This window comes from Actinoplanes nipponensis (assembly GCF_016862275.1).
Taxonomy (GTDB): Bacteria; Actinomycetota; Actinomycetes; order Mycobacteriales; family Micromonosporaceae; genus Actinoplanes; species Actinoplanes nipponensis.
Genome location: NZ_BOMQ01000057.1, coordinates 12,629 through 33,201, shown reverse-complemented (window position 1 = coordinate 33,201; position 20,573 = coordinate 12,629). Strand labels below are relative to the sequence as shown.

At 74.7% G+C, this 20,573-nt stretch carries 20 protein-coding genes; 6 read left to right on the top strand and 14 right to left on the bottom strand.

The genetic code is table 11. The features are described from left to right. Nucleotides 1-76: 76 nt before the first annotated feature. The 5 genes from Ani05nite_RS24150 to Ani05nite_RS24130 all read right to left on the bottom strand — a co-directional run bounded on the left by Ani05nite_RS24150 (nucleotide 77) and on the right by Ani05nite_RS24130 (nucleotide 3,592). A complete protein-coding gene (locus tag Ani05nite_RS24150; protein ID WP_203771728.1) occupies nucleotides 77-637 on the bottom strand; it encodes a GNAT family N-acetyltransferase in 561 nt (186 codons plus the stop codon). Nucleotides 638-694: 57 nt separating this feature from the next. Then, nucleotides 695-1,159: a hypothetical protein gene (locus Ani05nite_RS24145; RefSeq protein ID WP_203771726.1), complete on the bottom strand. Its 465-nt coding sequence runs from the start codon at nucleotides 1,157-1,159 to the stop codon at nucleotides 695-697. Nucleotides 1,160-1,292: 133 nt separating this feature from the next. Beyond that, a complete protein-coding gene (locus Ani05nite_RS24140) occupies nucleotides 1,293-2,117 on the bottom strand; it encodes a MarR family winged helix-turn-helix transcriptional regulator (RefSeq protein WP_203771724.1) in 825 nt (274 codons plus the stop codon). Between the two features lie 117 nt (nucleotides 2,118-2,234). Beyond that, entirely contained in the window at nucleotides 2,235-3,275 is a 1,041-nt protein-coding gene (locus Ani05nite_RS24135; RefSeq protein WP_203771722.1) for a hypothetical protein, read from the bottom strand. Then, nucleotides 3,272-3,592: a PadR family transcriptional regulator gene (locus Ani05nite_RS24130; protein WP_203771720.1), complete on the bottom strand. Its 321-nt coding sequence runs from the start codon at nucleotides 3,590-3,592 to the stop codon at nucleotides 3,272-3,274. The genes Ani05nite_RS24135 and Ani05nite_RS24130 overlap by 4 nt, the downstream gene beginning before the upstream one ends. Nucleotides 3,593-3,722: 130 nt before the next feature. On the opposite strand from Ani05nite_RS24130, the gene Ani05nite_RS24125 reads away from it, so the two are divergent. Together Ani05nite_RS24125 and Ani05nite_RS24120 are read left to right on the top strand one after the other, a co-directional pair. Next, on the top strand, nucleotides 3,723-4,214 hold the full coding sequence (locus tag Ani05nite_RS24125; protein WP_239130555.1) for a GNAT family N-acetyltransferase: 492 nt from the start codon (nucleotides 3,723-3,725) through the stop codon (nucleotides 4,212-4,214). Between the two features lie 326 nt (nucleotides 4,215-4,540). Next, complete coding sequence (locus Ani05nite_RS24120; RefSeq protein ID WP_203771715.1) at nucleotides 4,541-5,125, top strand: pyridoxamine 5'-phosphate oxidase family protein; 585 nt, start codon at nucleotides 4,541-4,543, stop codon at nucleotides 5,123-5,125. 7 nt (nucleotides 5,126-5,132) lie between these two features. Here the strand turns inward: Ani05nite_RS24120 and Ani05nite_RS24115 are convergent, their stop codons facing one another. Next, a complete protein-coding gene (locus Ani05nite_RS24115; RefSeq protein ID WP_203771713.1) occupies nucleotides 5,133-5,687 on the bottom strand; it encodes an HAD domain-containing protein in 555 nt (184 codons plus the stop codon). Between the two features lie 10 nt (nucleotides 5,688-5,697). Then, nucleotides 5,698-7,875: a glycoside hydrolase family 9 protein gene (locus Ani05nite_RS24110; RefSeq protein WP_203771736.1), complete on the bottom strand. Its 2,178-nt coding sequence runs from the start codon at nucleotides 7,873-7,875 to the stop codon at nucleotides 5,698-5,700. A gap of 173 nt (nucleotides 7,876-8,048) precedes the next feature. Between Ani05nite_RS24110 and Ani05nite_RS24105 the strand changes: the two genes are divergently transcribed. Together Ani05nite_RS24105 and Ani05nite_RS24100 are read left to right on the top strand one after the other, a co-directional pair. Continuing rightward, complete coding sequence (locus tag Ani05nite_RS24105) at nucleotides 8,049-8,432, top strand: hypothetical protein (RefSeq protein ID WP_203771741.1); 384 nt, start codon at nucleotides 8,049-8,051, stop codon at nucleotides 8,430-8,432. Between the two features lie 17 nt (nucleotides 8,433-8,449). Next, nucleotides 8,450-11,209 carry an Hsp70 family protein gene (locus tag Ani05nite_RS24100; protein ID WP_203771711.1) on the top strand — a complete coding sequence of 920 codons (2,760 nt, stop codon included), beginning with the start codon at nucleotides 8,450-8,452 and terminating at the stop codon, nucleotides 11,207-11,209. Here the strand turns inward: Ani05nite_RS24100 and Ani05nite_RS24095 are convergent. The 4 genes from Ani05nite_RS24095 to Ani05nite_RS24080 form a co-directional block, all read right to left on the bottom strand. Beyond that, nucleotides 11,191-11,766: a GNAT family N-acetyltransferase gene (locus tag Ani05nite_RS24095; protein WP_203771709.1), complete on the bottom strand. Its 576-nt coding sequence runs from the start codon at nucleotides 11,764-11,766 to the stop codon at nucleotides 11,191-11,193. The two genes, Ani05nite_RS24100 and Ani05nite_RS24095, sit on opposite strands and share 19 nt — an antisense overlap. A gap of 199 nt (nucleotides 11,767-11,965) precedes the next feature. Next, nucleotides 11,966-12,235, bottom strand: coding sequence for a GlsB/YeaQ/YmgE family stress response membrane protein (locus Ani05nite_RS24090; protein WP_203771707.1), 270 nt, complete (start codon nucleotides 12,233-12,235; stop codon nucleotides 11,966-11,968). Between the two features lie 76 nt (nucleotides 12,236-12,311). Then, nucleotides 12,312-12,740: an MmcQ/YjbR family DNA-binding protein gene (locus Ani05nite_RS24085; RefSeq protein ID WP_203771705.1), complete on the bottom strand. Its 429-nt coding sequence runs from the start codon at nucleotides 12,738-12,740 to the stop codon at nucleotides 12,312-12,314. 32 nt (nucleotides 12,741-12,772) lie between these two features. Beyond that, nucleotides 12,773-13,729, bottom strand: a complete 957-nt coding sequence (locus Ani05nite_RS24080) for a sensor histidine kinase (protein WP_239130554.1) — start codon at nucleotides 13,727-13,729, stop codon at nucleotides 12,773-12,775. Between the two features lie 185 nt (nucleotides 13,730-13,914). Between Ani05nite_RS24080 and Ani05nite_RS24075 the strand changes: the two genes are divergently transcribed. Further along, nucleotides 13,915-15,126, top strand: a complete 1,212-nt coding sequence (locus tag Ani05nite_RS24075; RefSeq protein WP_239130553.1) for a PP2C family protein-serine/threonine phosphatase — start codon at nucleotides 13,915-13,917, stop codon at nucleotides 15,124-15,126. A 6-nt stretch (nucleotides 15,127-15,132) separates the two neighbouring features. Here Ani05nite_RS24075 and Ani05nite_RS24070 read toward each other — a convergent pair whose 3' ends face one another. The 3 genes from Ani05nite_RS24070 to Ani05nite_RS24060 are packed head-to-tail and all read right to left on the bottom strand — an operon-like array spanning nucleotide 15,133 to nucleotide 19,415. Next, entirely contained in the window at nucleotides 15,133-16,557 is a 1,425-nt protein-coding gene (locus Ani05nite_RS24070) for a dynamin family protein (RefSeq protein WP_203771703.1), read from the bottom strand. Next, on the bottom strand, nucleotides 16,554-18,308 hold the full coding sequence (locus Ani05nite_RS24065; protein ID WP_203771701.1) for a dynamin family protein: 1,755 nt from the start codon (nucleotides 18,306-18,308) through the stop codon (nucleotides 16,554-16,556). The genes Ani05nite_RS24070 and Ani05nite_RS24065 overlap by 4 nt, the downstream gene beginning before the upstream one ends. A 39-nt stretch (nucleotides 18,309-18,347) precedes the next feature. Next, the gene (locus Ani05nite_RS24060; protein ID WP_203771699.1) at nucleotides 18,348-19,415 is read right to left on the bottom strand and encodes a TDT family transporter; all 1,068 of its coding nucleotides are present in this window, start codon (nucleotides 19,413-19,415) and stop codon (nucleotides 18,348-18,350) included. A 71-nt stretch (nucleotides 19,416-19,486) separates the two neighbouring features. Between Ani05nite_RS24060 and Ani05nite_RS24055 the strand changes: the two genes are divergently transcribed. Further along, entirely contained in the window at nucleotides 19,487-20,386 is a 900-nt protein-coding gene (locus Ani05nite_RS24055) for a LysR family transcriptional regulator (RefSeq protein ID WP_203771697.1), read from the top strand. Nucleotides 20,387-20,573 lie beyond the last annotated feature (187 nt).

The following is a 20,573-nucleotide window of genomic DNA, read 5'->3' as shown; positions in this document are numbered from 1 at the left end:
TGGGTGGGTTGGTGGGTGGGTTGGTGGGTGGGTTGGTGGGTGGGTTGGTGGGTGGGTTGGTGGGTGGGTTGGTGGGTTACGGCGTTGGGTTTTGGCGCCATGTTTCGGCGAGGGTGGCGTAGGTGTAGCCGTCTCGCCAGCCCAGTTCGGCGTGCCACGAGTCGGCGACGCCGTGCTGCTCGCGGCGCAGGCCCACCTTTTCGAGGATTCTGACCGACGCCAGGTTGTCGGCGAAGCAGCCGGCGGTGATCCGTCGCAGGCCCAGCCGGTCGAACGCGTACGCCACCATCGCGGTCACCGCCTCGGTCGCGTAGCCCCGGCCGGCGTAGGCCGGGTCGAAGACGTAGCCCAGGCCGGCCTCCGTCCGCTGCGGCATGCCGGGCTGGCCCATGCCGTCGACCACCTCGAGCGAGACGGTTCCGATGACCACGGCGCCGAGCACGACCGCCTTGCTGTGGTCGTCGGGGTCTTCGGCCGCACGCCGCCACGCCGCGCGGTAGGAGGCCGGGTCGACCTGCGTGCGCAGGAGCCAGCGATTGACCTCGGGCAGGTTGCGGTACCGCAGGATCCGGTCGATGTCCTCGTCACGCACCGGGCGAAGCTCCAGGCGTTCGGTGCGTAGGGTGGCGCTCTGCATGGCTGGTGAGGCTAGTGGGCGGCCGCCGGCGACACACCCGATTAAGGGCGGGCCGGATCACCGGGGGCGTGGATCTCTCATGTGGTGGATCGGCGCGGATACCGCTGTCACCAGTTCGCCGATCAGGGCCTTGAGGCGGTCCTGGTCCTCGCCGTAGACGTAGACCGGCTGGTCGGTGTGCCGGTCCGGATACCTGGCGAGGATCGTCTTGTCGACCTCGTTCCGGAACCGCGTTGCCGAGGATATGCAGACCGCGAGGTCGCCGTGCAGTGGAGACCGCCGGCCGACCGCCTGCCGGGCCACCCGGCATTTCTCCTTCCAGCTGTTCGCGGAATCCACCAGCCCTCTGGCATCGAAGTCCGGCAGCTCCGGCTTGAACAGGTCAGAGGCTTCGTAGGTGGTCAGCACGTCGTCGACGAGGGCCCGTCGGGCGGCGGCATTGCCCTGGGCCCGCAGATATTCGCCCCGGGCCAGAGTTCCGACACTGACCACGAGAGCCGTCCATCCGGGCCAGTCGCTCATCGCCTTCCCTCCCCTCGGAGAGCAGGGATGCAGTATGCGACCCGGGTGACCGGCGACCGGCGGATCTGACGGCAATCGGACCGGCCGCCGGGTACGCACCGGCTGGCGTGCGAGCGGCGCCTGATGCCCGTGCTCAGCCGTCGGCGGCCTCCACCGCGGCGGCGATCGGCTCCAGCCCGGTGATCAGCTCGTCGAGCTCGGCCGGGCTCAGCACGTCGTAAGCGGGCGCCGCCAGCTCGTCGGTGAGCGCCTCGATCCGTTCCCGGGTCCGCCGGCCGGCGTCGGTGAAGCCGCCGGCGGCGTCCACCAGGCCGCGGTCGCGCAGGCCGTCGACGACGGCGGTCAGCCGGGCCCGGGGCAGGTGGTGGGTCCGGCCGAACTCCTCCGCCTTCATGCCGAGGGAGAGAGCGAGCAAGACGTGGGCCTCGGTGCCGCCGATGCCGTGGCCGAGCAGGACGGCGTTGTGGCCGTCCCCGCGGTGCTCCCGCAGCAGCGTCGCCGCGTGCCAGAGCCGGGCCACCGGCTCCTCGGGCACGACGAGCGCCCGGAGCCCGGCGTACAGCGCTCGGCCCTCGGTCGGCGCGCTGACCGCGGCCCGGGTGGCGAGGCCGGCCAACCGCGCCAGGCCGGGAGAGCCGGCGAGCTCGCCGATCATCTGCCGCAGCGCGGCGGCACTTCCCCGCTCGCGTACGGCGATCGCCTCCCGCGGGGTGATCCGGCCCCAGACCCACGGGATGTGGCGGGCCACCTCGCCGTCGGCGAAGTTGTAGAAGACCGCGTGCACCACCCCGGCCGGCGCCTCCCCCAGCGGCGCCGCGCGGCCCGCGAAGTATCCGTCCCAGTAGTTGCGCATGCCGACGGCCAGGAACGCCTCGTTCGGCACCTCGGAGAAGGTGACGGTGGCGATCGGCTCGACGAGCTCGAACATGCGGTGGACCTTGGCCGGTGGGTGTGGCATGGTCCGCACCTCTCGCGGTAGTGACAGCGCCCTCGTGGGCGGCCGTTCACCGTAGCCACGAACGGTACGGCCGGGATACGACAGCTGCCCCGGGCCGGACCGGAGCAGCCGGCGTGGTCATCCGGTGACGGAGACGGCGGGCGGCTCCCGGCGGGCCCGTACCACCACGAGAGCCGCGGCGACGGCGAGCAGGCCGATGACTGTGCCCGGCAGGACCGGCAGCTGGTCGCTCGGGCTGTACACGATGTACGGGTTCGGCGAGCCGTGGTCGTAGACCATCACCTGGTACGCGTCCCGGTAGAGCGCGTACCCGGGGACGGCGGCCGCGGCGAGGGCCAGCGTGGACAACGCCGTCGCCGCCTGCCGGCGTGGTCGGGCGCAGCCGCGCAGCCGGTACGCGAGCGCCGCCGCCAGCAACCATCCGGCGAGGGCGCCGGCGAGCAGCCCGGCGATCGTCAGCGGCCGTACGGCCACCGCCTCACGCGGCCACACCTGCGTGCCGTACGAGGCCTGCCCGGCCAGGCCCCGGTCGGCGCCGCCGGTGACGACCGAGCCGTCGCCCCGCAGTTTCAGGCCGCCCCTGGTGGCCGTGTAGGTGACGAACACGGTGGGGATCCGTACCTCCGTGATGTCGTCGTCGGCGAAGGCGAGCGTGGCGCCCCGCCGCTCCTGGAACGAGGTGATCCGCCAGCCCGCGGCCGCCAACGCGGCGCGGATGCGGGTCGCCGCGTAGGTGCCCGTGCCGTCCGCCCGCACCAGCCTGTTCGGGCCCTTCATGGCCGACGGCTCCGCGTAGAGCGCCGCGTCGCCGGGCAGCCCGGTCATGGCGACGGTGAGCGCGCGCAACTCGCGGTCGGACGGCACCTCGGCGGCGGTCTGCCAGCCCAGCCAGGTGCCGCCGACGGCCCCGAACGCTCCCAGGGCGACCGCCGCGAGCACGGCCGCGGCCCACGCGTACGGCCGCCCGGTGGGCAGCCGGAACCGTTGCCGCAGGCCGCAGTACACCAGGTGCAGCTTCTGGGCCGCGTTCGGCCGGCCGTGCCCGGCCTCGGCCATGTCGAGCAGCGTCGCGACGATCTCGGCGCCGTGGCCGTCGCGGTACGCCCGCGGGTAGGCCCAGAGCAGCCGCCGGTAGCCGCGTTCCGGCCGGGCGGTCACCGTGCGCCCCCGAAGGCGATCCGGAGCCGCGCCTCGGCGGCGTTCGCGTTGCGCCGCAGACGCTTCACCTGCGCCGCGAGCGCCGCCGCGCCCGGCTCGGTGAGCCGGTAGTAGCGGCGGAGCCGGCCGTCGACGGCCTCCTCCCGGTCGACCTCCACCAGGCCCTGCTCGGTCAGCCGGTCGAGGGCGCCGTACAGCGTGCCGGGCCGCAGCACGACTTCGCCCTGCGACAGGTGCTCGACGGCGCGGATCACGCCGTAGCCATGGGTGGGCTCCGCCGCGAGCGCGGTGAGGATCAAGAAGGTGGGCTCCTGCATGCCGCGACACTACTTCCGGCGATATATAACGTCAACCGTAGTATCGGGCCGCCCCGCGGCGGGCGCTGTCCTAGGGTGGATGCGAGCCGATCGCGGGAGAACCGGCCGGGGCACAGTGAGGCAGGGCGAGTTGACCGGAGACAGCAGCACACCCCCCGAGGTGCGCCTGCGGCGGGTCGAGGACCGCGACATCGACGTGTTCTTCGGCCACCAGGCCGATCCGGTCGCGGCCGAGATGGCGGCGTTCCCGAGCCGCGACGCAGCACAGTTCGCGGCGCACTGGACGAGGATCCGCGCCGACGACACCACCGTGCTCCGGACGATCGTGGCCGACGGCCGGGTGGCGGGCAACATCGGCAGCTGGGGGCAGGACGGGCAGCGGCTGCTCGGCTACTGGATCGGGCGCGAGCACTGGGGTCGCGGCATCGCGACGCGGGCGCTCGCCCGGTTCCTGGCCGAGGAGGAGCCGGTCCGGCCGGTGTACGCCCACGTGGCCGTCCACAATGCCGGGTCGATGCGCGTGCTGGAGAAGGCGGGCTTCCGGCGTGACCGCGAGACGGAGGAGCACATGCCGCCACCGGACGACGGCGTCCCCGAGTTCGTCTTCGTGCTCGGCGCATGAGGTGACGCCGACTCCTCAGGAGATCTACCAGCGGTACGTGTACGCGGGCGCGATCACCCATGATCCCGACGCGATGGCGGAGCTGTTCACCGTTCCACCGCGAGCCGGCCTTTCTCGGCACGGTGGACGCGGAGCGCGACGGTCTCGCTCGTGCAGATCTTCCGCGTCCGCGAGGGCCGCACAGCCCGGCTCCGGGACTATTTCACGGCGCCCGCCACGCCGCGGGTCGGATGATCAATGCAAATTGCAACGCTGCGCAATTGCATGACTACGGTGTGACACTGTGCGGCACGGGGCAGGACCTACCCGCCGGCAGGAAGGCCATCATGAACCGTGGCGAGCGAGAACTGCAGGACACCTTGGGCACCCGGCAGCAGGCCGACGCCTTCCACGCCCGACAGATGCTCGACCACCTCAACGACCCGATGCGGACCTTCATCGAACGGCAGACGATGCTCTTCCTGGCCACCGCGGACCTCGTCGGCGGCTGCGACAACACCTTCCGGGCCGGCCCGCCCGGATTCGTGCGCGTGCTCGACGGGGAACACCTCAGCTGGCCGGAGTACCGGGGCAACGGCGTCATGGCCAGCCTCGGCAACATCACCGAGAACGCCCGGGTCGGGCTGCTCTTCGTCGACTTCGACCAGGTCATCGGGCTGCACGTCAACGGCACCGCGCGGATCGTCGAGGAGACGGACTGCCCGGCGGACACCCCGCCGGGGCGGCGGGCCCGGCTGCGGGTGATCGCCCGGGTGCAGGAGGCCTACATCCACTGCGCCAAGCACATCCCCCGCCTCGTGGAGGTGCCGCGGCAGCGGGGACGGTGCTCCACGACGGCGCAGCAGAAGAAGAGCGACTACTTCGTCAGCGAGCCGGCGGACCGGGTGGCCGTGCCGGTGGCGGGCGCGTAGCCGGCGCTCAGCCGAGCCGGTGGCGGCCCGCCACGCGGTGGGTCGGCATCCGGCGGCCGGCGGCGAACTTCTCGATCAGGTCCAGGTCGGCCGGTTGCAGGCCCCGCAGCGGGCGCGGCGCGATCAGCAGCGCCCGGCCGTCCCCGGCCAGCTCGTCGCGCTCCGGGCCGGGCGGCGGCAACGCCTCGTCGTCGGTCCAGACCAGGCGGCGGCCCTCGGCGAGCACGGCGCGGGCCGCCGCCAGCTTCAGCGGCCAGCACTCGGCGCCGCGGGGCATCGGGTCGGCGTGCAGGGCGCGGGCCAGCTCGGGCAGGCGCCACAGGCGTTCCAGGCGCTCCGATTCCGGGCACCAGGTCGTACACCAGCGGACCTCGACCCGGCCACCGTCGTGCAACCGGCGGATCCGGTCGATCAGCGGGGGCGCCCAGCGCAGCACGTACGAGGTGTTGTCGGCGGCCGACCAGACCAGGGACCGGCGGGGCGCGGCGCCCCAGCCGGGCCGGGTGGTGTTGACGACGCCGTCGACGTCGAGAAGCCACACGGGCCTCTCGACGTCGATCACGCCACGGATTCTAGTTCTGGTCGGCGACGAACGACGACACCCAGGCCAGCGCCGAGTTCCAGTTGATGGTCAGCTCGTTGGTCGACCAGGACTGGATGTCGTCGATGTAGCAGAACTGGCCCACGCAGCCGGTCAGCTTGCTCTGCGCGTACGGGTCCTGGATCGACGAGTTGGCCCCGCCGGCCAGCGAGCCCTTGGGCGGGTTGGGCAGGTTCGCGTCGAGCTCGTGGGCGTACCAGCGGCTGTGCTGGTTGTGCGAGCTGACCTCGCCGTAACCGGTCACGTACGACTGGTTGAGCGCGTTGCGGCCCAGGAGGTAGTCCATGCCCTCGTACACGCCGGCGCGGAACCTGTCCCGGCCGGTGATGTCGTACGCGGACGCCACCACGACCAGGTTGTTCAGGATGAGGCTGTTCGAGCCCCAGTCCCACATGTTGCCGACCGGGGCGTACGGGACGCCGTACGGCTGCGCGGCCTGGATCTTCAGGTACTTCTCCGCCCCCGCGACCACCGACGCGCGGACCCGGTTGCGGCCCGGCAGCCGGTTCGGCACCAGGGCCAGGTCGAGCCGGCCGGCCGCGGCCGTGCTGGCCCAGTCGAAGGCGCCGGCGGCGAAGATGTCGGCGGTGTGCACCGGGGAGGCGAGGACGTCGTCGGCGTACTTCTTCTCGCCCGTGCTGAGGTAGAGCTCGGCGGCGGCCCAGTAGAAGTCGTCGTCGACCTTGTCGTCGTTGTAGGCCCCGCCGCCGTTGCCGTCGGACGCGGGGGCGTAGAGCGCCGGCTCGGCCAGCGCGGCGGCGTAGGCGGTCCGGGCGGCGGCCAGCGCCTTAGCGGCGAACGCCTTGTCGTAGCGGCGGTAGATGCGGGCGGCCTGGGCGGCGGTGGCGGCCAGGTTCAGCGTCGCCGCGGTCGAGACCGGGTGCAGCTCGCGCTGCTGGGGGTCGAGGTGCGGCAGCAGCGGCAGCCCGGTCCAGTTGGCGTCGTGGATCTTGTGGTGCGCCATCCCGGCGTGCGGCTGCCCGGCCGGCACCTGCATCTTCAGCAGGAACTCCAGCTCCCAGCGGGCCTCGTCGAGGATGTCGGGGACCTTGTTGCCGCTCTCCGGGATGGCCAGCGTGCCGTCGCCGAGCTTCTTCGGCTCCGCGGTGCGCTCGTACTGGTTGAGCAGCTGCCAGGTGGAGATGCCGCCGTTGACGACGTACTTGCCGTGGTCGCCGGCGTCGTACCAGCCGCCGGTGACGTCCAGCTTGTAGTCGCAGACACCGGCCTGGCAGGGCACCGAGCCGTCGCCCAGGTTCGGCGGGACGTCCACGTGACCGGCCGGGCGGGCGTACCCGGGGCGCAGGTCCTCGCGGATCTCGATGCCGCTGCGCTGGGTGTAGTAGAACTTCAGCGCGTCGGCGCGCAGCTGCTCGTAGGCGGCGGCGTCGATGTCGAACGGCCGGCTGGTCTCACCGTCGGCGACCAGCGTGTAGCCGGCGCCGCGCCGGTGGTAGCGGCTGAAGTCGATGGTCTGCACGTTCTGCCCGGACGACACGTCGACGCCGCGCGGCACCGAGTAGCCCCGGGCGACGGTGGCGCCCGCCGCGTTCCGCAGCTGCCAGGGCACCTTGGTGGTGGCCTCGGTGACCAGCGTGGCCCGCTTCGGCCCGCGCGGCAGGTAGGCGACCTGGTTGACCCGGACCCGCGGGCCGGTGTCGGGCACGTAGACCTCCGGCGGCACGCCGCCGACCAGCGACACGTCGTCCAGGCACAGACCCCAGGCGGCGGCGCTGCCGCCGACCTGGAGGGCGACCTGCGCCTGGGCGGTGGTCACCGTCGAGGTGAAGGTGAACGAGTACGTGTCGCCCGCGACGGTCAGCGCCGGCGAGGCCTCGAAGTACGTGTCGTACGGCGCGACGGCCAGCCCCACGATCGCCCGGGCGACGTGCCCATCGGGATCGCCGCTGGCTGTGAACGAGTACCGGTAGGTCTCGCCCGCGACGAGATCGATGTCGTTCTGACCCACGGCCGCGTCCCACCGGTTGGTGGTGCCGCCGGGGACGTCCACACAGGCCTTGCCGTCGCGCACGGTGATCGGCATGCCCGCGGTGGACCACCACGGATCGGTGCCGCTGGTGAAGCCGCCGTTGACCACCTGGTCGACCTCGTCGGCGGCGGCCGCCGGAGCGGCGGGAACGGCGGTCATACCGGCCACGAGGAGGACGGCAGCGCCGAGTGTTCGAATCACGAAGGTCTCCCTGGGAGCGCTTCCATAGGTCAGTGGAGATATGTTGATCCCTGGGTCACGACCTGTCAACACGGCTGAAACGTTCAGTGACTCAGGTGCTAACGGATGGCCCCGCCGGCACGATGTGCCGCGTGCTGATCCGCGGGTATGACAAAAGCGACTGCGACGCCGTCGCCCGCATCCACGACGCCGCCCGGCTGGACGAGCTGCGCGACTCCGCCGGGGTGGACGCGTTCCTGACCCCGGCCCCGCACGGCCGGGCCCTGCTGCGCCACGCGCTCGCCCACACCGGCGACCGGGCGCATCATGGAACGCCGCGCCGGCTGACCCGTTCGACTCCGGTCGGCACGATCACCGCATGGAGCAGACGAGCACCCGAGTGGTGTACCGCCTCGCTCACCCGTCGGGATGACGACAGCGGGGCGCTCGTGGCCGTACCCGGGCGGGGTGACCTGGGCGCGACCACCCGCGACACCGGCCGTCCGGCGGTGCCCGGCCTGGCGCGTTGCCCTTAAGGTCTCTAGCTGTGGCGATGCAGTACGGCTTGGGGATCGATCTCGGCACCACGCAGACGGCGGCGGCGGTCCGCGTCGACGGGCGCACCGAGGTCGTCCGGCTGGGCGGGCGCCGGGCCGAGATCCCGTCGCTGGTGTTCGTGCGCCCCGACGGCAGCCTGCTGATCGGTGAGGCCGCCGAGCGCCGCGGGCAGGCCGAGCCGGGGCGGCTGGCCCGCGAGTTCAAGCGGCGCATCGGCGACCCGGTGCCCATCCTGGCCGGTGGCGTGCCGTTCTCGGCGCACGCGCTGACCGCCAAGCTGCTGCGGCACGTGCTGGACGCGGTGACCGCGCTGCAGGACGGGCCGCCCGCGGTGCTGACGGTGACGCACCCGGCGAACTGGGGGCCGTACAAACGCGAGCAGCTCGACCAGGCGTTGCGGCTGGCCGACACCGGGCCGGTGCTGCTGCGCACCGAGCCGGAGGCGGCCGCGCTGCAGCACGCCACCGCGCGCCGGATCGGTCCGGGTGAGACGGTCGCGGTCTACGACCTGGGCGGCGGCACGTTCGACGCGGCCGTGCTGCGCCGCGAGGACGAGGGCTTCCAGCTGCTCGGCGAGCCGGACGGCATCGAGCAGCTGGGCGGGGCCGACTTCGACGAGGCGGTCTTCGCGCACGTGCTGGAGGTCCTCGGCGACCGGGTCGAGGGCCTGGACCCGAACGAGCCCGAGGTGGTCACCGCCCTGGCCCGGCTGCGCCGCGACTGCGTGGAGGCCAAGGAGGCGCTGTCGTTCGACACCGAGGTCATGATCGCGGTGGCGCTGCCCGGCGTGCACACCCGGATCCGGCTGAACCGCTCCGAACTGGAATCCATGATCGCGCCCGCCCTGGCCGACACGGTGGCGGCGATGCATCGGGCGCTGCGGGCCGCGCAGGTGGCCCCGGAGGAGCTCGACGCGGTGCTGCTGGCCGGCGGATCGTCGCGGATCCCGCTGGTCGGCCAGCTGCTGTCGACGGCGTTCGACCGGCCCGTGGTCGCCGACCCGCACCCGGAGCACAGCATCGCGATGGGCGCGGCCGTCGCGACGGCGCTGATCACCGGCGGGGAATCACCGTTCGCCGAGGCGGTGGCTCCCCCGCCGCGGGAGGTCGAGGGGCGGCGGCCGGCCGCCGGGCAGCGCGCTGACACCGCCGGCGCGGCCGGCGCTGACGGCACGGCCGGCGCTGGCGAGACCGAGGCGACCACGGCGATCCCGGCCGGCGGGGTCGACGCGACCGCAGCGGCCGGCATCAACGACTCCGACACCACCACGGCAGCAGCCATCGGCCACCAGGACACCACCACAGCAGCCGGAATCGGCGGCGCCCGCGCGGCCGCGGTGCCGGCGACAGCCGCGACCGGCGCTCTGACGACCGGGGACCCGGTCACCCCCGCCCGATCCGCCGCGCCGGCATGGCCTGCGGAATCGGCGACAGCCGGCCCCCGCGGGGGCCCCGGACCAGCCGACCGCACAGCCATCGAGCACGACGACCCCGCAGCCACCGCACCACTTCACCCGCCGGGACACACCGCGATCACCGCCGCCACAGCCCCCGGGGACGCCGGCACCACCCGGATCCTGCCCGGCGCCGGCCCGCACGCCGACCGCCCGGTCAGCGGCGGCACGGTGCACGGTCCGGCTGCCCCGGTGGCGTTCACGCGCGGCGCTGCCTCCGTACCGGGCTCGGATTCTGCCGCCGCGCCCCCGACCCGGACGTTCCCGCAGCCGGACGCGGGCCGGACGCTGCCCCCGCCCGCCGGCGGTGACCGGCCGCGGGCCGGGCGGCGCGGCCTGCTGCTCGTGCTGGCCGGGGCGGTCACGCTCGCGGTGATCGCCGGCACCACCCTCGCGATCGCGCTCACCCGGGGCGACGACAGGAAGCGGCAGACGGGGGCGGCAGCGCCGGCCGCCTCCCCCTCGGCGAGCGCGCCGGCCTACCCCACCGCCCGGATGCTCATCCAGGTCGACACCGGCGGCGCCGAGCGGCCCGCGCGCAAGTCCGGGGCCTTCCTGCTCACGCCCGGCCGGCCCGGCCGCACTGCGGTCGCGAACACCGGCGGTGACGTGCTGCCGGAGTGGTCGCGCGACCGCAAGCGGTTCGCGGTGATCCGCTACCGGCCGGACGGCGGCAACGCGATCTGGGTGATGGACGCCGACGGCGGCAACGCCGTCAAGGTCGTCGACGACGCCACCGGCGGGCGGGTGTCCTGGAACCAGGACGGCACCCGCCTCGCGTTCCTGCGGCGGGTCGGCGACAGCCCGCAGATCTTCGTCATCAAGATCGGCGAGGCCCGGGCCACCCAGCTGACCCGGGCGCCCGGCAAGAAGGACGATCCCGCCTGGTCACCCGGCGGCGGGGCGATCGCCTACTGGACGCTCGTCGACGGGCAGCCGCAGATCTTCGTGCTGAACGCCAACGACCCCCAGGAGCCCGGCCGGCAGATCACCGAAGGCGACAGCGGGCCCGGCGTGGACCCGAACTGGGCGCCGGACGGGATGCGGATCGCGTACACCCACAGCACCGGCGACGGGACCTCGGACATCTGGGTCGTCGCCCCCGACGGGCGGGACGCGAAGCGGGTCACCGATCACGAGGACCGGGAGATGGACCCGTCCTGGTCGCCGGACGGCACCTGGCTGGCCTTCACCCGGGGTCCCCTGGAGCAGCCGCGGATCGTCATCACCAAGGCGGACGGCTCGGTGGAGCAGACCCTCACCGAGGGGGACGCCCGCGAGGGTCACGCCTGCTGGTCCTGACCCCGCCAGTCCGCGGCGTGGATCGCCATGACGGTGGCGTCCACCGGGCCCTGCGGGGTGCTCAGGGCGGCGCGGCGGACGCCCTCGGCGACGAAACCGGCCTTCTCGTACGCGCGCCGGGCGCGCGGGTTGAACGGGTAGACCTCGAGGGCGATGCGACGCAGGCCGAGGCGCTCGAAGCCGTACCCGACGAGCAGCCGGGTTGCCTCGGTGCCCAGGCCCCGGTCGCGGCCCCCGGCCCCGAACATGGTCCGGAAGTTGCAGCTGCCCGCGGCCGGGTCCCACGCGTTGAGCACCACCTCGCCGACCCAGGCGCCGGTGGCTCGTTCCTCGACGGCCAGGTCGAGGCGGTCGGGCTGGTCGGCGCGGGTGCCGTACCACTCGCGCAGCCGCTGCTCGGCGGCCGCGTCCCAGAGGATCGGCCGGCTGCCGGTGAGCCGGACCACCTCCGGGTCCCGCAGCGCCTCGCGGACGGCGGGGAAGTCGCCGGCCACGAACGGGCGCAGCACGACCCGGCGGCCGGCGAGGGTGGGCTTGACGGAGAAGTCGGCGGCCATCCGGCGATGATCGACGACCCGGCCCGGGCGGGGCAAGCCGATACGCCGCGGCGGACCCGGCGCCGTCGGGCCCGCGGCGCAGGCCCGGCGCCGCCGGGCCCGCCGCGGCCCGGGCGGCACCGCGCAGGCCGGGCGGCACCGCGCAGGCCGGGCGGCACCGCGCAGGCCGGGCGGCACGGGGCTCCGGCGGAGGCGCGCGTCAGCGGTGGCGGCGGCCCGTCAGGCCGGTCGCGACCGTCACGCCCACGGCGGCCAGCGCGACCTGCAGGATCAGCTCGATCCAGTCGATGCCGTCGGTGTCGTCGACGCCGATCGCCGCCGCCAGCAGGGTGCCCAGCAACGCGGCCACGATGCCGATCACCAGGGTCAGCCAGAGCGGAATGTGCTGCCGGCCGGGCACGACCAGCCGGCCGAGCGCGCCGATGATCAGGCCGATGATGATGGCGGTGATGATCCCGGTGATCGCCATGTCGGCTCCTCCTCGAGAGCGGTGATGCCCCTCGGTTCCCGCCGGGGGCGCCGCGCCAAACGTCGCGCCGCGCCGCTCAGCGAGCCGGCGGGTGCGCGGCCAGCCAGGCCGTGGCCCGCCGCTTCGAGGCGCGGGACAGCCACGCGTCCTGGACGATCTCCGACAGCTCCGTGCGGGTCAGCTCGCCGACGTGGCAGGCCCGCAGCAGCACCGACGGGTGGCCGTCGAAGTGGCCGGTGGTGAAGAACGGCGACGCGTCGTCCTGGATCAGCGCCTGCTTGTCGGCCTCGGAGCCGACCCAGAACACGATCACGTCGTCGTAGCGCTCGCCGGTGACCGGATCGACCGCGTCCGGCCGCGGGTTGCGGAAGAAGATGAACGACTTCCCGCCCACCTGGTAGACCGGGTTGCCGCCGGCCGCGTGGTCGACGGTGACGTGCGGCATGGCCAGCGCCAGGCGGTGGACGTCGTCGACCCGGGCGGCCTGGTCCGCGGTGTCCGGCATCCGGTCGTCCTCCTCGGTTCCGTGGGGATCCGTCACGGCCACATGTGCAGCCGGATGCTCGTGCCGGCGCGGCCGGTGTGCATCCGGAACAGGTCGCACAGCTGGTTGGCCAGGACCAGGCCCCGGCCGCCCTCGGCCCGGGCCGGCGGCGGCACCCGGCCGGCGAGCGGGTCGGCCAGGTGTCCCCGGTCGTCCACCTGGCACACCGCCATGCCGTGCTCGGTCCAGAGGCTGACCGTGCCGCCGCCGTCGGTGTGCTCGATGGTGTTGGCCGTCAGCTCGTTCACCGCCAGCACCAGGTCGTCCACCCGGTCGGGGGCGAGCCCGGCCGCGCCGGCGTGCCGGACGACGAAGCGCCGGACCCCGGGCAGGTCGTCCACGCCGTCGTAGGCCAGGCGGGGCGCGTCCGGGGGCACCGGGGGCAGGGCCCGGTTGAAGCGGGCGGCGGTGGCCAGCGGGTCGGCGTACCGGTCGCTGGGCCGGCGCACCTCGTTCTCGATCATCGTCGGGTGGTTGCGCCAGGCGTCGCCGAGCACCTCGTCGTCGAGGCTCGCGGCGTCGTACGGGCACAGGATCGCGGCGTCCCGGTCGGCGAACACCGCATTGATGAGCGCCTCGTGGGCCGCGCAGGCCGGATACTCGAGGTCGGAGCGGCCGCGCCAGATCGGCTCGCCGATGATCGAGACACGCCGGCCGGCCTGGGCGGCGGCGAACGCGAGCAGCACACCGGGGATGATCCGGCCGGGGTTGCGGCCGGCCACCGCCATGTCGGCGAAGGTCACCCGATCGGCGACGTCGGTGAGGGCCGCGCGCAGCAGCGCCAGCCTCTCCCCCGGCACGGCCACCAGGACGGCGTCGCCGGCGGTCAGCGCCGAACGGACGAAGCCGGTGGTGACGCCGAGATATTCGTCGATGTCGCGATAGAGCAGGCCGGGATGCTCGAAACCGGCCGGGCCCCCGCCGGGCCCGGCAACCATGGACGTGCTCATACCAGGGTCTCCACCATCCGTCACGACACCATGTCCGCGCCGTGACCGGCGCGGAACGGCCACCTGAACGGTACCCGCCGGACGCATCACCCCGCGCCCCGGAGGGGCCGCCGGCGGGCCGCTCGTGACGGTGACGTGGCCGAGGGGCTCTGGGGCGACGGCCGCGGGAACACTAGGCTGCTGGCGTGCTGGGCGGCGAGGACATCAAGGACCAGGAGCGGCTGCGCCGGCTCGAGGCCGTGACCGACACGGCCCTGTCCCGGATGGCGGTCGCCGATCTGCTCGACGAGCTCCTCGACCGGGTCCGGGACCTGCTCCAGGTCGACACGGCGACGATCCTGCTGCTGGACGTCCACTCCCGGCAGCTGGTGGTGACCGCCGCCAAGGGCCTCGAGGAGGAGCTCCGGCGGGGTGTCCGGATCCCGGTCGGCCGGGGTTTCGCCGGCCGGATCGCGCACCTCCGGCAGCCGATCGCCCTGACCGAGGTCACCGCCGCGGACGTCGTCAGCCCGATCCTGCTCCAGCAGGGCATCCGATCCCTGCTCGGCGTCCCGATGGTCGCCGGCGACGACGTGGTCGGCGTCCTGCACGTCGGCAGCCGCACCCGGCGCGTGTTCACCCCCGACGACGTGCACCTGCTGCAGCTGGTCGCCGACCGGGCCGCCCTGGCCGGGCAGATCCGGGCCACCAAGCTGGACCAGGCGGCGGCGCTGGCCCTGCAGCGCAGCCTGCTGCCGGCCCAGCTGCCCGGCGTGCCGGGCATCGACCTGGCGGCCCGGTACGTGCCGGGCCACGACTTCGGCATCGGCGGCGACTGGTACGACGTCTTCCCGCTGCCGTCCGGCTGGCTGGGCGTGGTGATCGGCGACGTGTCCGGGCACGGCCTGGCCTCGGCCGTCGTGATGGGCCGGGTCCGCAGCGCCCTGCGGGCCTACGCCCTGGTCTGCGACGACCCGGCCGAGGCGCTGACCCTGCTGGACCGCAAGGTGCACCACTTCGAGACGGGGAACCTCACCACGGCGCTCTACGCCGTGATCGCGCCCGACCGCTCCGCCGTGCACGTCTCCCTGGCCGGGCACCTGCCGCCGATCCTGGCCGAGCCCGGTCGGCCCGCGGTCGTACCGCGGATCCCCGTCGGGCCGCCGCTGGGTGTCGGCCGGCCGGCCCCGCACCGCTGCACCACGATCCTGGACTTCCCGCCCGGCGCGGCCCTGGTCTGCTACACCGACGGGCTGGTGGAACACCGCGGGGAGATCATCGACGTGGGGATCAAGCGGCTCACCGACACGGTACGGGCGGACAGCGCCGAAGCCGTCTGCGCCGCGATCATGGCCGGCGTCGGCACCGAGCAGCCGACCGACGACATCGCCCTGCTGACCGTGCACCGGCAGCCCTGAGCGGGCTCAGGCCGTCGCCGCCAGCAGGCCCTCGCAGCTGCGGGTGACCGCGCGCGCCGCGGTGCGCAGCTCCCGGGCCGAGAAGGGGTGCTCGGCCAGCCGCTGCCACCGGGCCAGGGCCTCGCGGGCCGCCGCCGCGATCTGCTCCGGCGCCGCGCCGGCGCTCAGGCCCAGCCGCAGGTACGCCGCCCCGCCCGCCCCGCCCAGCAGCCGGTCCATCTCGGCCAGCTGGTCCGGCGGGCCCGGCAGCCGGCCCGAGCGCAGCAGGTGCAGCAGGCGCAGCTCGACGAACTCGTGAGCGCTGGCCCGGATCCGTTCGGCCTCGGCGGCCGGCGGCGAGCCGGGCTCCAGGAACTCGTCGAGCACGGCCAGCGCGGAGCGGGCCTTGAGCACCTCGCTGCGGCCGACGAACTGGGCCGCGAACACCTCCCGCAGCCGGTCGATGCCGCTGTGGGCGGTCAGCGCGGCGGCCAGGTCGGCGGAGTCGTGCACCTGCCGCTCCCGGATCAGCCGCACCGCCAGCCGTACGCCGAACAGCCCCAGCCGGCCCAGCACCTCGCGCCGCCCGGGCCCCGAGCCGGCGAACCGGTCGGCGGTCAGCAGCAGCTCCACCACGTCGGCCATCGGCTGCGCGGCCACCGCGGCCAGGGTGCCGTACTCGTCCTCGCGCAGCGTCGCGCCGGCCGCGCCGAGCAGGCCCGCGACCGGGACGACCACCGGGCACAGCCGGCGCAGCCGGTCGTCGGCGGCGTAGCGGGCGGCGACCCGGGCGGCGGCGTCCATCGCGTCGAGCCGGGCCCCGCCGATCTCGTCGGCCCGCGACAGCACCCCGACCGTGTTGACCGGGGTGCCGCTGGCCAGGTCGTCGCCGTGGAAGGACTCCAGGAAGCGGACGTCCCCGGCGTGCAGGTGGCGCAGCAGGTAGATGACGGCGTCGGTCTGCGCGGGCCGGTCGGCGTCCGCGTCCAGAAATGCCGTGGTCCGCAGGCTCACCTCGGTGGACAGCGACGCGATGCCGGGGGTGTCGATCAGGGTGTGCCGGCGCAGCCGGGCGCTGGGGACCCGGACCTCCAGGTGGTCAACCTGCTCGGCGGGCCGGTCGAGGGTGATCCGGACGGCGCCGCCGGTCCGGTCGAACGGCAGCGACCGGGTGCCGCCGCCGGCCAGGTGGGCGGTGACCGCGTACGCCGGCCCGTCGGCGTACCAGGTGACGACGCGGGTGCACTCGCCCGCGTCGGTGGGCGCCAGGGACTCGCCGACCAGGGCGTTGAGCAGCGTGGACTTGCCCGCCTTGACCTTGCCGGCCAGGGCCACCCGCAGCGGCTCGTCCAGCCGGCGGCGGGCGTCGGTCAGCGCGTCCCGTACGGCCGGGTCCGCGGTTGCGGCCAGCACCCTGTCGAGCAGCGCGCGCACCTGAGGCAGCAGGCTCATGCCAGCCGGTCCAGTTCGGCCCGCTGGGCGGCGAGCCGGCGGGCCCGCGCCCGGCGCTGCTCGTCGGGCAGCGCCGCCGTCTCGCGCACGGCCGAGGCGGCCGCCGCCGTCGAGCGTTCCACCGCGGCGGCCCGCGCGGTGAACTCGTCGCGCAGCAGCCGCTGGGTGCGCCGGACCGCCTCGCGCGAGTCGCGGCCCACGTGGAAGGAGACGTCGTCGACGTAGCGGCGCAGCTCGGCCCGGGCCTGCTGGCGGCGCTGCTGGATCTGCCGCTCCCGTTCCTGCTTGACCAGCCGGCGGCCCAGGGTGAGCCCGGCGATGAGGCCGATCGGCGCGGCGATGAACACGTTGAACAGGGCGCCGACCGCGCCGAGCATGTAGAAGCCGCCGTAGGTGATCCGCGCGGCGGTGAACGCGCCGAGGAACTGCTGCATGCCGGAGCGGTGGAAGTCGACGTCGAGGCGGCCGACCTTGCCCAGGCCCGGCTCGGGCGACGGCAGGTCCAGCTCCAGGCTCTCGTGCTCCAGGTCGAAGCGGGCGGCGACCTCGGCGGCGAGCTGCTCGGCCCGGTTGACCAGCAGCATGAGGTTGTCGACGGCGGCGGCGGAGGCCTCCCGGGCCACCCACGCCTGGAACTCCTCCCAGGTGTCGCGCGGGTCGGACTCGTTCAGCAGCTCCTCGCCGGAGCGCAGCAGGGCCCGCAGGCGTTCGCGCAGGTCGTGGTCGATGTCGGCGGTGAGGTCCTGGATGCCGTCGCCGAGCACGGTCTGCCAGGAGTTCAGCGTGCGGGCGCGGCGCTGCTTCTCCTCGTACCGCTGGACCAGCGTCGCCGCCGCGGCGGGCGAGCCGGCCGCGGCCTGCTCGGCCACCACCCGCTCGCGCAGCTGGGCCACGACGAACCCCAGCTCGGCCCGCGCGGCCGTGCGGGTCCCGGCCCGCGCCGCCTCCAGCACGTCGCGGCGCAGCAGCTCGACCAGCGCCGGATAGCCGGACTCGGTGTTGAGCTCGGTGCTGTCGCGGGCCTGGGCGCGCAGCCGCAGGAACGACGAGACGGCCACGACCGGCACGTCGAGCCCGGCGGCGGCGAGGTGGCCGGCGTCGAGCTCCACGATGCGCCGCCACTGCTCGTACAGGTCGGTCTTGGTGACGACGCAGAAGACCGCCGGGCAGCGTTCCAGCACCCGGCGCAGGAACTCCACCTCGGGCGCGGTCAGCTCCTGGGAGGCGTCGGTGACGAACAGCGCCGCCGCCACGCCGGTCAGCGCGCCGAGGGTCAGGTTGCCGTGGGCGGAGTCGAGGCCGCCGACGCCCGGCGTGTCGACGAAGGACAGCCCGGCGCCGAGCAGCCGCCGGTCCAGGCGGACCTCCACGCTGTGCGGCCGCCGGGCCCCCTCGGCCGCCGGTCCGGCCTCGGTGACGTGCCGGTGGAGCTCGTCGAACGGCACCGCGACGGCCTCCAGCGAGCCGTCGCCGGCGGGCACCCGCAGGGTGACCGCGGGCTCCTTGCCGTAGCGCAGCACGGTGGTCACGGCGGTGACCACGTCCGGGTCCACCGGGCAGACGTCGGTGCGCAGCAGGGCGTTGATCAGCGTGCTCTTACCCTGCTTGAACTCACCCACCACCGCGACGGTCACGTCGCCGCGGCGCAGCTGCGCGCTCGCGCGGTCGAGGCGTTCGGCGAGGTCGGGCCGGTCGTGGGCGACGGCCAGGCGGCGTGCGCCGGCCAGCTCGGCGAGCAGGTCCGTGGCCAACGACTCCCTCACTCATCTCGGCGCAGCCCTGCTCAGAGGCTACGCGGGCGGCGCCGGCCGGAGAAGGTCGCCCCGCCGGGCCCCGCGCACGGTGCGGACGGCGACGACCGACCAGGTGGCCAGCAGCATCGCACAGAGGGTGGCGGCCAGCGCCCCGAGCGGGGCCCAGCCGGTGCGGGTGGCCAGGCCGGCGGCGCCGGTGACGACCGTGCCGACCGGGAACGTGAAGCTCCACCAGGTCAGCGAGAAGGGCAGCCCGGCCCGGGCGGTGCGCACGGTGATCGCGGCGGCCAGCGCCGCCCAGCCCAGGGCCAGACCGAGCGCGGGTACGCCGTACAGCACGGCGAGCAGCTGCGCGCCGGAGGCGTAGGGCTCGCCCAGCACCCCGTCGGCGGCGCGTCCCAGCAGGTGCGCCGCGGTGACCGACTGGCCGACCGGGCCCAGCACGATCCACCACGCCGGCACCATCCGGGGCGCGCCCGGGCCGTACCGCACGAGCCGCCGCCAGATCCCGCGGAACACCAGCACCGCCGCGACCAGGCTGCCGCCCGCCATGGCGTAACAGGCCACCAGCAGGACGGTGGGCGCGGACACGTACGGCACCAGCAGCGCGCCGGTCGACGCCGACACCATGGGCGAGACGACCGGCATCAGCCGGCCGCCGAAGGCGGTGTCCGGGCCGGGGCGGTGCCGGGTCCGCAGCCGGTACGGGATCACCACCGCGACCACCACCCCGAGCAGCGTCCCGGCCGTCCACAGCACCGCGTCCACCGCGACGGCGGCCGGCTCGCCGATCCAGTCGCGGCCCAGCAGCAGCGTCCCCGCGCCGACGGTCAGCGCCGCCATCGGCGGCGCGCCCCAGAACTGCTCGCTGACGACGTCGCCGGTGTACGCGGCCCGGTGCCGGACCGCGGCGACGACCAGGACCGTCAGCAGGACGCCGGCCAGCGCCCAGACCGCCGTGGCGAGCGTGCGCAGCCCGGGCACGGCCAGCGGCAGGGAGGCCGCGGCGGTGGCGACGATGCCGGTGCCCATGACGGTGGCGAACCAGTTGGGGCCGATGAGGATCGGGGCGGGGCGGACCGGGTGGGCCGGCAGCACGGTCATGATCTCCACTGTCCGGTCCCGCCACGGTCACCGGTAGCCGCCGCCCGCCTCTGGGGTCATAAGCTCCGGTTATGCCCCTGCCGCCGCTGGTGACCGACCTCACCGGCTTCGACCTGCTGCTCAGCGTGGCCCGGCTGGGCAGCATGGGCCGAGCCGCCGCGACCCACCGCATCTCCCAGCCGGCCGCCAGCGCCCGGCTGCGCGAGCTGGAACGCCGCCTCGGCCTGACCCTGCTGCACCGCTCGCCGCGCGGCTCGACGCTGACCGCGACCGGCGCGCTGGTCGCCGACTGGGCCCGGGCCGCCGTGGACGCGGCCGACGCCCTGGCCACCGGCGTGGCCGCCCTGCGGGCCACCCACGAGAGCCGGCTCGCGGTCGCCGCCAGCCAGACCGTCGCGGAGTACCTGCTGCCCGCCTGGCTGGTCGCGCTGCGGGCCGGGCACCCCGGGCTGAGCGTGACCCTGCGGGCGGCGAACTCGGCCGAGGTGGCGGCGGCCGTGCTCGCCGGCGAGGTCGAGCTCGGCTTCGTGGAGGGCCCCGACGCCCCGGCCGGGCTGCACGCCGAGACCGTCGCCGGCGACCGGCTCGCGGTGGTGGTGGCGCCCGGGCATCCGTGGGCGAGGCGGCGGCGCGGGGTCACTCCGGCCGAGCTGGCCGCGACCCCCCTGGTCTCCCGGGAGGCCGGCTCGGGCACCCGGCGCGCGTTCGAGGAGGCGCTGGCCCCGCTGACGGCGGCGGCGCCGCTGCTGGAGCTGTCCTCGACCACCGCGATCAAACACGCGGTGGCCGCCGGCAGCGGGGTCGCGGTGCTCAGCTCGCTCGCGGTGGTCGCGGAGCTGGCGGCGGGCACGCTGATCGCGGTGCCGGCGGCGATGCCGCTGCAGCGCCACCTGCGCGCGGTGTGGCCGGCGTCCGGTCAGCTCATCGGCCCGGCCCGCAACCTGTACGCGATCGCCCGCCGCCGCCGGTGATCTGTCCCGGGTCAGGATGATCCGATGGTCGTTCGGCGGTTACGGGCGCTCTATCCGTTCACGCTGAGCGGTCGGAGCGTGACCATTCGGCCCCCGCGTCCACCTGCGGAAATCCGGCAGACAAATTGCCGACAGCCGGGGTGGCGGCGCCGCCGTGCCAGGCTGCCGCCAGGCCTGTGGGGGGCCG

What these genes read in the sequence shown, in the direction of transcription:
- Ani05nite_RS24100 (WP_203771711.1), top strand. Translation starts at nt 8,450, where the DNA reads ATGCAGTACGGCTTGGGGATCGATCTCGGCACCACGCAGACGGCGGCG.
- Ani05nite_RS24060 (WP_203771699.1), bottom strand. Translation starts at nt 19,415, where the DNA reads ATGACCGTGCTGCCGGCCCACCCGGTCCGCCCCGCCCCGATCCTCATC.
- Ani05nite_RS24095 (WP_203771709.1), bottom strand. Translation starts at nt 11,766, where the DNA reads ATGGCCGCCGACTTCTCCGTCAAGCCCACCCTCGCCGGCCGCCGGGTC.
- Ani05nite_RS24120 (WP_203771715.1), top strand. Translation starts at nt 4,541, where the DNA reads ATGAACCGTGGCGAGCGAGAACTGCAGGACACCTTGGGCACCCGGCAG.
- Ani05nite_RS24110 (WP_203771736.1), bottom strand. Translation starts at nt 7,875, where the DNA reads ATGACCGCCGTTCCCGCCGCTCCGGCGGCCGCCGCCGACGAGGTCGAC.
- Ani05nite_RS24140 (WP_203771724.1), bottom strand. Translation starts at nt 2,117, where the DNA reads ATGCCACACCCACCGGCCAAGGTCCACCGCATGTTCGAGCTCGTCGAG.
- Ani05nite_RS24130 (WP_203771720.1), bottom strand. Translation starts at nt 3,592, where the DNA reads ATGCAGGAGCCCACCTTCTTGATCCTCACCGCGCTCGCGGCGGAGCCC.
- Ani05nite_RS24055 (WP_203771697.1), top strand. Translation starts at nt 19,487, where the DNA reads ATGCCCCTGCCGCCGCTGGTGACCGACCTCACCGGCTTCGACCTGCTG.
- Ani05nite_RS24085 (WP_203771705.1), bottom strand. Translation starts at nt 12,740, where the DNA reads ATGCCGGACACCGCGGACCAGGCCGCCCGGGTCGACGACGTCCACCGC.
- Ani05nite_RS24070 (WP_203771703.1), bottom strand. Translation starts at nt 16,557, where the DNA reads ATGAGCCTGCTGCCTCAGGTGCGCGCGCTGCTCGACAGGGTGCTGGCC.
- Ani05nite_RS24150 (WP_203771728.1), bottom strand. Translation starts at nt 637, where the DNA reads ATGCAGAGCGCCACCCTACGCACCGAACGCCTGGAGCTTCGCCCGGTG.
- Ani05nite_RS24145 (WP_203771726.1), bottom strand. Translation starts at nt 1,159, where the DNA reads ATGAGCGACTGGCCCGGATGGACGGCTCTCGTGGTCAGTGTCGGAACT.
- Ani05nite_RS24080 (WP_239130554.1), bottom strand. Translation starts at nt 13,729, where the DNA reads ATGAGCACGTCCATGGTTGCCGGGCCCGGCGGGGGCCCGGCCGGTTTC.
- Ani05nite_RS24090 (WP_203771707.1), bottom strand. Translation starts at nt 12,235, where the DNA reads ATGGCGATCACCGGGATCATCACCGCCATCATCATCGGCCTGATCATC.